Origin of the sequence: Floccifex porci (assembly GCF_009696175.1) — a bacterium.
GTDB lineage: Bacteria > Bacillota_I > Bacilli_A > Erysipelotrichales > Erysipelotrichaceae > Floccifex > Floccifex porci.
The window spans coordinates 1-12,832 of record NZ_VUMM01000015.1 but is presented as its reverse complement, the minus strand read 5'-3'; the positions used below and the strand labels follow the sequence as shown (position 1 = coordinate 12,832).

General features: G+C 33.9%; 14 protein-coding genes and 1 tRNA gene. All 15 read left to right on the top strand.

The features are described 5' to 3' along the window. The first annotated feature begins 65 nt into the window (after positions 1-65). Positions 66-314, top strand: a complete 249-nt coding sequence (locus FYJ50_RS07415; protein WP_154460632.1) for a TM1266 family iron-only hydrogenase system putative regulator — start codon at positions 66-68, stop codon at positions 312-314. 34 nt (positions 315-348) lie between these two features. After that, the gene (locus tag FYJ50_RS07410; RefSeq protein WP_154460630.1) at positions 349-1,248 is read left to right on the top strand and encodes a type 2 periplasmic-binding domain-containing protein; all 900 of its coding nucleotides are present in this window, start codon (positions 349-351) and stop codon (positions 1,246-1,248) included. 43 nt (positions 1,249-1,291) lie between these two features. Beyond that, on the top strand, positions 1,292-1,591 hold the full coding sequence (locus FYJ50_RS07405) for a hypothetical protein (protein ID WP_154460628.1): 300 nt from the start codon (positions 1,292-1,294) through the stop codon (positions 1,589-1,591). Positions 1,592-1,712: 121 nt separating this feature from the next. Further along, positions 1,713-1,973: a co-chaperone GroES gene (locus FYJ50_RS07400; RefSeq protein WP_154460626.1), complete on the top strand. Its 261-nt coding sequence runs from the start codon at positions 1,713-1,715 to the stop codon at positions 1,971-1,973. Positions 1,974-1,984: 11 nt separating this feature from the next. After that, positions 1,985-3,595, top strand: coding sequence for a chaperonin GroEL (gene groL / locus FYJ50_RS07395; RefSeq protein WP_154460624.1), 1,611 nt, complete (start codon positions 1,985-1,987; stop codon positions 3,593-3,595). A gap of 115 nt (positions 3,596-3,710) precedes the next feature. Continuing rightward, a complete protein-coding gene (locus FYJ50_RS07390; RefSeq protein ID WP_154460622.1) occupies positions 3,711-4,958 on the top strand; it encodes a peptidoglycan bridge formation glycyltransferase FemA/FemB family protein in 1,248 nt (415 codons plus the stop codon). A gap of 42 nt (positions 4,959-5,000) precedes the next feature. Then, positions 5,001-5,085, top strand: a tRNA-Leu gene (locus FYJ50_RS07385). Positions 5,086-5,251: 166 nt separating this feature from the next. After that, positions 5,252-6,217, top strand: coding sequence for an ABC transporter substrate-binding protein (locus FYJ50_RS07380; protein WP_154460620.1), 966 nt, complete (start codon positions 5,252-5,254; stop codon positions 6,215-6,217). A gap of 62 nt (positions 6,218-6,279) precedes the next feature. Continuing rightward, positions 6,280-7,212 (top strand): ABC transporter permease, encoded by a 933-nt coding sequence (locus tag FYJ50_RS07375; protein WP_154460618.1) that lies wholly within the window; start codon positions 6,280-6,282, stop codon positions 7,210-7,212. 2 nt (positions 7,213-7,214) lie between these two features. After that, positions 7,215-8,009, top strand: coding sequence for an ABC transporter ATP-binding protein (locus tag FYJ50_RS07370; RefSeq protein ID WP_154460616.1), 795 nt, complete (start codon positions 7,215-7,217; stop codon positions 8,007-8,009). A 58-nt stretch (positions 8,010-8,067) separates the two neighbouring features. Continuing rightward, positions 8,068-9,693, top strand: a complete 1,626-nt coding sequence (locus FYJ50_RS07365) for an acyltransferase family protein (protein WP_205946472.1) — start codon at positions 8,068-8,070, stop codon at positions 9,691-9,693. Next, complete coding sequence (locus FYJ50_RS07360; RefSeq protein ID WP_154460612.1) at positions 9,690-10,571, top strand: glycerophosphodiester phosphodiesterase family protein; 882 nt, start codon at positions 9,690-9,692, stop codon at positions 10,569-10,571. Before FYJ50_RS07365 ends, FYJ50_RS07360 begins: the two co-directional genes overlap by 4 nt. Continuing rightward, on the top strand, positions 10,486-10,989 hold the full coding sequence (locus FYJ50_RS07355) for a gamma carbonic anhydrase family protein (protein WP_154460610.1): 504 nt from the start codon (positions 10,486-10,488) through the stop codon (positions 10,987-10,989). Before FYJ50_RS07360 ends, FYJ50_RS07355 begins: the two co-directional genes overlap by 86 nt. After that, positions 10,986-12,365, top strand: a complete 1,380-nt coding sequence (locus FYJ50_RS07350) for an MATE family efflux transporter (protein WP_154460608.1) — start codon at positions 10,986-10,988, stop codon at positions 12,363-12,365. The genes FYJ50_RS07355 and FYJ50_RS07350 overlap by 4 nt, the downstream gene beginning before the upstream one ends. A 34-nt stretch (positions 12,366-12,399) precedes the next feature. Then, the coding region (locus FYJ50_RS07345) for an HAD family hydrolase (protein ID WP_476729691.1) at positions 12,400-12,832 on the top strand (433 nt) is incomplete at its 3' end.

Sequence of the window (12,832 nt, the reverse complement as noted above, 5' to 3'; positions counted from 1 at the left end):
TCTTTTTTTGTATACTATTTCTGTTCTAACATCAAAACAAAGTTGAGATGAAAGAGGAGGTTTATATGGAAACTCGAGTGGCATTAATTGGTATACTTGTGAAAGATCCAGATTCAGTTAATTCTTTGAACTGCATTTTGCACGAATATAGTCAATATATAATCGGAAGAATGGGAATTCCATATAAAGAAAAGAATGTCAATATTATCAGTGTTGCCTTGGATGCAAATATGGATACCATTAATATGATTTCAGGTAAAATTGGAAGATTAAAAGGGATTCAGACCAAAACGATATTGACAAAACTGGATTAGCTCACCTTTGTTTGAAAAAACAGGAGGTAAGAGGATGTTAAAAAAATGTTTTAAAATGATTTTAGGTACCTTTATGGCTTTTTCAATGGTTGCCTGTTCATCACAGCCTGAAAAAGAAGCGGTATCTATATTATGTCCATCAGGGGCTCCCGCTTTAGCGATGCTGGGTGCAGGACTGGTTGAAAATGTGACAATTGACTATGCCAATACGGATGTTCTTCAGGCAGAATTATCAAAAGAAGATGGAGAATATGATATTATTGTAGCTCCATTAAATTTAGGTGCAAAGATGTATGAAAACAATCCGGTATATCAGCTGGAAAGTGTTTTGACATGGGGAAATTTATATGTTGTAGGAGTGGAAGGTACAGATTTAAATAATGCATCGATTGCTTCTTTTGGTGAAAAGGCGGTACCTCAGCTGATCTTTAATTATTGCTTTGATTCATCCAATATGAATATTACATATTATTCCGATGTCTCACAGGCTTCACAGGCCTTATTAACAAAACAGGCGGATTGTGCATTATTGGCTATGCCGGTAGCTGCAGCAACCATTGCCAAAGGAAAAGAAAATGATATCAATTTAACGATATTATTTGATCTTCAACAGGAGTTTAAAATTAAAAGTGGTATGGAACAAAGTGGATATCCACAGGCATCTTTATTTGTGAAAAAAGAATCGCAAAAGAAAGTGTCTTATGTTTTAGATGAGGTAAAGGATTTTATTGACCAGAGTGATGAAGATGCCATTGGAAAAGCAATTGATGAAGCTGGAGTGGAAACATTAGGTGTTCCATCAAAAGAAATTTGCGTTAAAACATGGGATAAACAAAATATTCGTTATGAAAAAGCCAAAGATGTAAAAGAAGACATTGAAAACTTCCTGAATTTATTTCATATTGAAATTCAGGATGATTTCATTATTGAATAATTGAAAATCTTTATGTACAATAAAGGGCGTTTGAGGTGAAATTATGCAGATTACAGATAATGCGAAAGCTATTTTAGAGAAAATGCTGAAAGAAGAAAATAAGAACTGTCTGACGTTCTTTACCCAGGGAAGTGGATGTCATACACGTCTTTGTATGGATTTTATTGTTGTTTCTGATGGAAATCAGATCAATGGTTTATATGTGGATATGTCAGAAGAAACATCACGTATGTTAGAAGGAATTATACTGGATGCCAAAGATGGAAATTTAGTGATACAATCAACAAATTCAAATTGCTCTGGGTGCTCAAATTGTTCCAGTTGTGATGGAGGATGTGCTTAGCACATCTTTTTTTTACAAAAAATTATCACTTAACACTTGAAAGTGCTAATAAATCGAGTATAATACAGTTAGCACTTAAACATAGAAAGTGCTAAAATGGTTATTCAAAGGAGGGAAATGTATGTTAAAACCTTTACATGATTATGTATTATTAGAAAAAATGGAGGAAGAAAGTACTACTGCTTCAGGAATTATTTTGACAAGTACAAAAGAAAAGTCAAAATTTGCGAAAGTCATTGCGATGGGAAATGATATTAAAGAAGCAGGTTATCAAACAGGAGATGAAGTCTTATATCGTGAATATGCAGGTACTACGATCTCATATAAAGATGCAGAGTATATTGTGATTAAAGATGAAGACATTATTGCGGTAAATCAATAGGAGGAATGATTATGGCAAAAGAAGTACGTTTTTCAAAAGATGCTCGTGAAGCAATGCTGCATGGGGTAAATACTTTAGCAAATGCGGTTCGTGTTACATTAGGACCTAAAGGACGTAATGTTGTTTTGGAAAGAGAATATGGTTCACCACTGATTACAAATGATGGTGTATCAATCGCAAAAGAAATAGAACTGGAAGATAAATTCGAAAATATGGGAGCTAAACTGGTTTATGAAGTGGCTTCTAAAACAAATGATATAGCTGGAGATGGAATAACAACGGCAACTATTTTAGCACAATCTATGATTGAAAATGGATTAAAACAGGTGGATCGTGGAGCCAATCCAGTATTGATGCGTGAAGGAATTGAAATGGCAGCTAAAGAAGTGTCCAATTATATTTTAAATCATTCACGTAAAGTGGAAAGTTCACAAGATATCGAAAATGTTGCGACAATTTCTTCAGGATCAAAAGAAATTGGTCAGATTATTGCACAGGCTATGGATAAAGTTGGTCGTGATGGTGTCATTTCAACAGATGATTCAAATGGTTTTGAAACGGTTCTGGAAATCTGTGAAGGTATGCAGTATGACAAAGGGTACTTATCACCATATATGGTATCCGATCGTGAAAAGATGGAAGCAGTTCTGGAAAACTGCTATGTAATGGTTACCGATTATAAGATTTCAAATCTGCAGGAAATTCTTCCTGTCTTAGAAGAAATTGTAAAATCAAACCGTCCTTTACTGATTATTGCCGATGATCTGGAAAATGAAGTGGTATCTACTTTAGCTGTAAATAAATTACGTGGAACATTCAATGTTGTTGCCACTAAAGCACCTGGATTTGGAGACAATCAGAAAGCTATGCTGGAAGACATTGCGGTTTTAACAGGAGCTACATTCTATTCTAAAGATTTGAATATGAATCTTCAGGATATGACTTTACAGGATTTAGGACAGGTAAAACGTGCCATTGTGAAGAAAGATTCAACAACGATGATTGGTGGTGCTGGAAGTTCTGAAGAAATTCAGGAACGTGTTTCATTGATTCATTCACAAATGGATCAGACAACTTCTGAATATGATAAAAAACGCATGGCAGAACGTCTGGGTAAATTATCCAATGGAGTTGCGATCATCAAAGTGGGTGCAGCTACGGAAAGTGAATTAAAAGAAAAGAAATTACGTATTGAAGATGCTTTGAATTCAACTCGTGCTGCAGTATCAGAAGGAATTGTAGTTGGTGGAGGATCTTGTCTGGTAAAAGCTTACATGGCTTTAAAAGATCAGGTAAAATCCGATATCGTTGATGTACAAAGAGGAATTAAAGTCGTATTTGATGCTTTATTAACACCTATTGAACAAATTGCGGATAATGCAGGATACAATAGTGAAGAAATTGTAGCTCGTCAGAAACTGGCTGGAGACAATATTGGATTTGATGCGAAACGTGGTGAATGGGTTGATATGTTTAAAGAAGGTATTATTGATCCAACTAAAGTGTGTCGTAACGCTTTAATGAATGCAAGCAGCATCTCTGCTTTGTTCCTTACAACAGAGGCAGGAGTTGCCAGCATCAAAGAAGAAAAAGAAGTGGCACCGGCTCCACAAATGTACTAAAATATCATAAGAAAATGATCTCTTAAGGTTTAATCCTTATTGAGGTCATTTTTTATTTGAATTCTTAAGTGTGAAAGTGTATTATCTTATATGCTTTAAAAAGGAGTAAGAGAAAATGGAATTGGTTCATTTAACTGAAAAAGAATACAATGAATTTCAATGTCAATATAGATATAACACTTTTTTGAATAGTATAGATACCTATCATCTTGAACAGTCATTGGGATTTGAATGTGATTTAGTCGGATTAAAAAAAGATGGAAAAATAGTATGTGCCTGCTTTATGATCCGTTATCCAATGATGAAATGTTTTCATTATTATTATGCCCCTAGAGGAATTCTGATAGATTATGAAAATAAAGAGCTTTTATCTGTATTCACAAAGAAATTGAAAAAATATATTCGTAAAAAAAGAGGAGTGCAGTTAATTATTGATCCATATATCTTATATCAGGAAAGAGATGCAGATGGAAAAGTTGTTGAAAATGGATTCAATCATCAGAATGTTCTGGATAATTTAACATCGGTTGGATGGATCCATCAGGGATTTTCAACAGGTTATCATTCCAATATGCAAACCATTCGATGGATGTATGCGATGAATTTAGATGGATATACTAAAGATTCACTCTGGAAAGCGTTGCATCAGCAGACTCGATGGAGCATCAATCGTACGATGAAATATAAAATGCAGATCAAGGAACTGTCAATCGATGAATTGGATGTGTTTGTTGATATTATGAATCAGACAGGACAAAGAAGAGGATTTGAGACAAGAAATCTGGTATTTTATAAATGTCAGATGGAAGCTTACAAAGAAAGATTAAAATGTAAGCTGGCATACATTGATACTTCTTTACTGATTCAATCTCTTGAAAAAGAAAAAGAAGAGATTGAAAAAGAAATGAAAGAAGTGAATGAAAAACTATTGGAAATTCCAAACAGTAAAAAATTCAATAAAAAAAGAAAAGTATTACTTGAAGCTATAGAAACCAATGAAAAACGAATGAAAGAAGCTTCAGATCTTCAGAAAAATTATGGAGATATTATACCTATGGCAGCCAGCATGTTTATTTATGACAGAGATGAAGTTATATATCTGACAAGTGGTGCGTATGAACAGTTTCGTGATTTCTATGCTTCGTATGCGATTCAATGGAATGTGATATGTGAAGCTTTGTCTATGGGATATAAACGTTATAATTTTTATGGAATCAGTGGAATCTTTGACCCGGAAGATGAAACTTATGGAGTATATGCCTTTAAAAAAGGATTTCCAGGACAGGTAGAAGAATTGATTGGAGATTTTGATTTAGTATGTCGACCAATTTTATATAAATTAAATTATAAAAGAAAGAAATAATTTCCTTTTCTTTCTTTTAATTTATTGTATTATATAATACATGAGGCCGTGGTGGAATGGCAGACACGCCACTTTGAGGGGGTGGTGAGCTTTGCTCGTGTGAGTTCAAGTCTCATCGGCCTCACCAGATTGTGAAAATATCAGGGAAACCTGATTTTTTTTGTAAATGGTTTCAATATCTTTTTGAAACTATTATGAAAATATATATAAAATGTAAAAAAATGTAAATGATTCGTTGACACTTGTGTTTTGCGTGATAAAATGGTTCTATAGTAAAAATACGGAGGAAAGATATGAAAAAATTATTCGCGACAGGTATGGCATGTTTAATGGCTGTATCAATGTGTGCCTGTTCAGGTTCTGGAGAAAAAAATTCTTATAATATCGGAATCGTTCAGCTTGTACAACACCCTGCTCTTGATGCTGCAACAGAAGGTTTTCAGGATGCCTTAATTGAAAAATTAGGAGAAGATAAAGTTAATTTTGATGTTCAGAATGCTTCAGGAGAACCTGCAAACTGTGCAACAATCGTCAATGGATTTACTTCAGATGGAGTGGATCTGATTTTAGCCAATGCGACAGCTCCGTTACAGGCAGCTGCAGCAGCAACAAGTGACATTCCTATTTTAGGAACATCTGTTACTGATTATGCAACCGCTTTAGAAATTAAAGATTGGACAGGTACAGTAGGAAATAATATTTCTGGTACAAGTGATCTGGCACCATTGGATGAACAGGCAGCATCTATTCATGAATTGTTCCCAGATGCGAAAACAATTGGTTTATTATATTGCTCTGCTGAACCAAATTCTGTTTATCAGTGTGATACAATTAAAACATATTTAGAAGATTATGGATACAAAGTTGAATATTATTCATTTACAGACACAAATGAAATTGCTTCTGTTACACAGACAGCCTGTGAAAACAGTGATGTGATCTATATTCCAACAGATAATACCGCTGCCAATGCGACAAGTACAATTCGTGATGTTGTTGCCAGCGATACATATAAGACACCTGTATTTGCGGGAGAAGAAGGTATCTGTTCTGGATGTGGTGTTGCCACTTTATCAATCAGTTATTATGATTTAGGGTATACAACAGGAGAAATGGCATACGAAATTCTGGTAAATGGTCAGGATATTTCTAAAATGGAAGTAAAATATGCTCCAACTGTAACAAAGAAATATGTAAAATCAATGGCGGATTTCTATGGTGTTACCATTCCTGATGGTTACGAAGCAATTGAAGAATAATCAATGAATCTAAAGGAGAAAGGATTCTTTCTCCTCTTTTTTATGATAGGAAGGAGATTATCATGTTTTTTACCTCTTTATTGAATTCTATGCCAGGAGCTGTTTCTCAGGGAATGATCTGGGGAATCATGGCAATTGGTGTATATATTACTTATAAAATCTTAGATATTGCCGATCTGACAGTGGATGGATCACTTTGTACAGGAGCGGCGGTCTGTATTGTATTGATTATGTTAGGTGTTCCAGCCTGGATCAGTTTACTGGTCAGCTTTATTGTTGGATTATGCGCTGGTTTCATAACCGGTGTGTTTCATACAACATTTGGAATTCCTGCTATTCTTTCAGGTATTTTGACGCAATTGGCATTATATTCCATTAATCTGCATATTATGGGATGGGATCAGGCTTCCTTCAGTCGTGCCAATTTACCAATCAATGCCGATAAATACAATTTAGCTTTAAGTTCCCGTTATTTACGTGCTTTCAGTTTTCAGAATCCAATCATCGTATTGTTAATCTGTATTCTTGCTCTGATTGCCATTCTATACTGGTTTTTTGGAACTGAATTGGGATCTTCTTTACGTGCAACAGGAGCCAATGGAAATATGGCACGTGCAAATGGGATCAATACCAATCGTACAAAAGTACTGGCATTGATGATTTCCAATGGACTGGTCAGTTTAAGTGGAGGTCTATTGGCCCAGTATCAGGGATTTGCCGATATTAATATGGGGCGTGGTGCCATTGTTATTGGATTGGCAGCTGTTATTATTGGAGAAGTCTTGTTCTCAAAAGTGTTTAAAAACTTTGCTTTATTGCTTTTATCTTGTGTATTTGGTGCAATTATTTATTACATTGTTATTCAAATTGTTCTGAAATTAGGATTGTCAACGGATGATTTAAAATTATTATCAGCTATCGTAGTTGCTTTATTCTTAGCGGTTCCTTACTGGAAGGCAAATTATGCAAGCAAACATGTTAAGAAGGGAGTCTAATTATGTTAGAAATTAAAGATGTTCATAAAACTTTTAATCCAGGTACAGTCAATGAAAAGAAAGCGTTAAAGGGAATTGATTTAAAGCTGGAAGAGGGCGATTTTGTTACTGTTATTGGTGGAAATGGTGCTGGAAAATCTACCATGCTGAACGCGATTGCCGGGGTATGGAATGTAGATTCTGGTTCGATTTTAATTGATAACATGGATATTACAAATTTAGCAGAACATAAAAGAGCAAAATACATTGGACGAGTGTTTCAGGATCCTATGACGGGAACTGCAGCGACAATGAATATAGAAGAAAATTTAGCTTTGGCAAAACGTCGTGGTAAATCAAGAACTTTACGTCCTGGAATTACTAAACAGGAACGCAATGAATATTATGAGTTGTTAAAAACATTGGATTTAGGACTAGAAAATCGTATGACTTCAAAAGTTGGCCTTTTATCAGGTGGACAAAGACAGGCATTGACATTGCTGATGGCTTCTTTACAGAAACCTAAAATTTTATTACTAGATGAACATACAGCGGCTTTGGATCCAAAAACAGCAAGTAAAGTACTGGAAACAACAGAAGCCATTGTAAATAAAGATCACTTAACAACCCTTATGATTACACATAATATGAAAGATGCCATCGCTCATGGAAATCGTTTAATTATGATGAATGAAGGAAAGATCATTTTAGATATTAAAGGGGAAGAAAAGAAAAGTTTAACGGTGGAGCATCTTCTTCATATGTTTGAAAAAGTAAGTGGAGAAGAATTTGCCAGTGATAAAGCCATTCTAGGATAATTAGAAAATGTTGCGAAAGAGATTTCGTAACATTTTTTTTATATGTTATACTGATTCTATGAAAAAGAAACAGATTAAAGGAATCGATGGGATTCGAGCTTTAGCAATCATTGGTGTTACCGCTTTTCATTTTTTTCCAGACCTTTTTAAAGGTGGCTATATGGGGGTTTGTCTTTTTTTTATTGTGACAGGATTTTTACTGATGCAGCAGGAAAAAGAGAAATTTTCTATTCTTTCATTCTATAAAAAACGAATCAAACGGATTTACCCATCTCTTTTGTTTGTATTAGCCATCACATTAAGTGTTTATTTTTTAGTGGATCCTTCTTTATTGGATGGAATGAAACCAGAAGTTCTTTCTATTTTATTGGGATACAATAATATCTGGCAGATGATTCAGAATGCAGATTATTTTACTCGTATTCTTAATGCATCCTGTTTTACTTCACTCTGGTTTTTAAGTATGGAAATGCAGATTTATTTAATCTGGCCATTTATTTATTCAGGAATTCAGTTTCTAATCAAAAAGATAAATCAACAGACAACTATCTATGTTGTGGCATTTCTTACACTTTTATCAGGTATCTGGATGATGGCCTGCCTGCCTCAAGGGATTACACGTGTCTATTATGGATTAGATACAAGGATCTTTTCTTTACTGATGGGAGTTATTTTAGCTTTATATGTCAAACAACATCCAAAAAAAGGAAATAAAGTACAGGGAATCGTTTTTTCTTTTGTTTTTGTCCTGCTTTATCTTTTCATTTGTCTGACAATGGATGGAGAAAAGAATTGGGTCTATATGGGAATCATGTGGTTAGTCAGTCTGCTGTTTACTTTTTTTCTATATTTTGTGATTCAGCCTTCGTATAAAATCTATAAATGGCTGGAAAATCCAGTTTTAAAATGTATTGGAAAATTAAGCTATGAAATCTATTTATGGCAATATCCGGTTTTATTCTTATGTCAGAAACTGCATTTTTCTTATATCAGTATTCAGCTTTTCATATTATTGATTTTATCCATTTTTACGTATGTAATTTTACATCAGAAAGAGAAAATGAAATTATTAATAATCTATTGTGTTTCTTTTAGTATTTCTGGGTATGGTTTAATTCAATCAAAAGATAAAAAAGAAGATATTGAAGAACTGAAAACACAGATGGAAACAAATAAAGAACAGATGATAAAAGAGAATAAAACCATTTCAAGTGCGGATATTGTAATGGTTGGAGATTCTGTATTATTAGGATCGTATGATGAAATTAAAAATGTCTACCCAGACAGTCTGATTGATGCTGAAGTATCTCGTCATATGGGACAGGAAAAAGAAGCTTTGATGCAATTTGAAACCAATGGACAATTAAAAGATATTGTTGTCATTGCAATGGGTACCAATGGTTTGATCTATGATTTTCTGGCAATAGATGTTTTGGATTATTTAAAAGACAAACAGGTATACTGGATCAATAATTATTGTCCTAATTTATCGTGGCAAGATACCAACAATGCATATTTAGAAGAATTAGCGAAACAGTATTCCAATTTACACATTATCGACTGGTATACACAGGCCAGTCAGCATCCTGAATATTTATCCAGTGATGGAATTCATCCAAATCAGCAGGGAGCTAAAGTGTTTGCAGAATTGATACAGCAGGCAATTGAAGGTGAAAAATCATGATTACATTATTCTGTTTATATCTTATATTGATTAAACCTTGCCACCTTCGACAAAAAGAAAAATGGAGGATTCTTGAATCTTTTGATTATGCACATCGAGGTTTCTTTAATGAAGAATGTCCTGAAAATTCAATAAAAGCATTTCAAAGAGCAATTGATTATGGATATGGAATTGAATTGGATGTACAAATGACCAAAGATGAACAGCTGGTTGTTTTTCATGATCAATCTTTAAAAAGGATGTGTAAAATCAATAGTGAACTGATTCATTTGACATTTGAACAATTACTTCAGTATCCATTGAAACAAAGTCAGCAGAGAATTCCTTTATTAAAAGAAGTTTTACAGTTAGTGAATGGACAGGTTCCTCTTATTATCGAAATCAAAAAAGAAGGAGATCCGATTCGAACTTTAAAAGAAACACTTGTTTTGTTAGATATGTATCCAGGAATGTATGTGATAGAATCGTTTCATCCGGGTGTTGTATACTGGCTCAAGAAAAACAGGCCGGAAATTATAAGAGGGCAGTTAAGTGAAAATCATTATAAGAATGAAAATTTACCATGGATTCTTCGGTTTGTATTAACCAATTTTCTAACCAATGGTTTTACCAAACCAGATTTTATTGCGATGGATATCCATTGTCAGAATTTTTTTACATACAGAATCATGAATGCTCTATTTCGCTTTAAAAAAGTAGGGTGGACCATTCGATCTGAAGAAGAGTATGTATTTCAGAAACATCGTATGGATTGTATTATTTTTGATTCAATGAATCCTAAGGAGGGAAACTATGATTGTATCTTACAGAAACAGAAAACCAATTGTAAAAGGAAGGATAGCTCAGAATTGTACAATAATAGGAAATGTGAAAATTGAAGAAGATGCCAGTATCTGGTATGGAGCGGTTTTAAGAGGAGATACATGTTCAATTACAATTGAAAAAAATGCGAATGTTCAGGATAATGTCGTGATACATACTGATCCAGGATATCCTGTAGTTGTTTCAAAGAATGTCTCGGTTGGACATGGGGCAATCCTTCATGGATGTTTTATTGATGAAAACACAGTGATTGGGATGAATGCAGTTTTATTAAATGGATGTCACATAGGAAAAAGTTGCATTATTGGAGCCAATGCATTAGTCAGTGAAGGGATGATCATTGAAGATAACAGTATTGCAGTGGGAATCCCATGCAAAGTGATAAAGAAAATAAGTGAACAGCAGTCTATTCAGAATTTAGAAAATGCGAAAGAATATGTACAGTTGAGTAAAGAATTATTAGAAGAATTATGAAAAAATCATTATTAATGGATGTAATTGAAGGAAAAAATCTTTCTTTTGCCCAGAAAAATAAACTGATTATACAGTTGAGTCTACCAACAATATTTGCACAGATTTCTACAATCATCATGGAATATATTGATGCGTCTATGGTCGGAAGACTGGGCGCCAATGACAGTGCATCAATAGGACTGGTCAGTTCAACTATATGGTTATTAACTGGATTATCTTCTTCTTTTAATGCTGGATTTACCGTTCTGATGACTCATTGTATAGGTGCCAATGAAAAAAAGGAAGCCAGAAATATCATGAAGCAGGGATTTCTGGTCTGTTTAACCTTATCTGTTATTGTAAGCATTGTTTCCATTGTTTTAAGCCCCATCCTTCCAGTATGGTTAAAAGGAAATGTTGAAATTATAAAAAATGCATCTAATTATTTAAAAATCTATTCGTTTTTTATCCCTTTTCATTGTATGAATGTGATGGCTTCATTTTGTTTACAAGCCAGTGGAAATATGAAAATTCCAAGTATATTTAATATTCTGATGTGTTTATTAAATGTCATATTAAATTATTATTTTATCTTTCCGGCTGGACTTAATATGGGCGTCAAAGGAGCGAGCCTGGCAACTGGTTTATCAATTGTATTCTGTATGATATGTCTTTTGTTTTTTATATTTTATAAGAGTGAAATATTATCCTTTCAAAAGAAGGAAAGAATAAGCTGGGATTTGATAACGATAAAAAGAGCGTTTCAAATTGGTTTTCCAGTAACTATAGAAAGTGCCTTAACCTCACTATCCTATATTGTGTTTACAAGAATTGTTGCACCTTTAGGAACGCTTTCCATAGCTGCAAATTCATTTGCGATTACTGCGGAAAGTCTATGTTACATGCCGGCTTATGGAATTGCAAATGCAGCAACTACCATTATTGGACAGACCTTGGGAGCCCGTCGTGAAGATATGACAATCAGTTTTGCGTATATCATTACGTTTTTTACGGTAATCATGATGTCTTTTTCTGGATGTTTATTGTATTTTTTTTCTCAAGAGATGATTCAGGTTTTAACACCCGATATTGAAGTACAGAATATAGCTGTCTCTATCTTGAAAATTGAAGCTTTTGCGGAACCTTTATATGGGGCTTCCATTGTATGTGCTGGAATTTTTAGAGGAGCTAAAGATACATTGAGTTCAACACGATTTAATTTTATAAGCATGTGGCTGGTTCGTTTACCACTGGCCTATATTATGTCCCTTCAATATGGTCTAAAAGGAGCATGGATCAGTATGTGTCTGGAATTGTGTTTTCGAGGTTCTTTGTTTTTGTTTCGCCTGTTCAGGAAAACATGGCTTTCTTATGGTTTGATAATCAAAATAAATTAATGTATACTTTAAACAAAAAGAAAGAGAGAATTATATGTTTGATGCGATATTATTTGATTTAGATGGAACTTTGCTTCCTATGGATCAGGATGCTTTTACAAAAGCATATTTTACATTATTATCAAAAAAAATGGCTGAGCATGGATATGAATCCAAAGCTTTGATTGAGAATATTTGGAAAGGAACTTATGGTATGATTCAAAACAATGGTTCCAAAACCAATGAACAGGTATTCTGGGATGTATTCAGTCAGTTTTATGGTGAAAAGGCAATAAAGGATCAGCTATTATTTGAAAGTTTTTATGAAAATGAATTTCAGAAAGCTCAGGCTTCCTGTGGCAAAAATGAAATGGTTCCGGAAATAATTAAATCTTTGAAAAAAGAAACGACTTTAATTCTGGCAACCAATCCTATTTTCCCAAAAGTTGCGACATATTCACGTATTCGATGGGCTGGATTAGAACCAG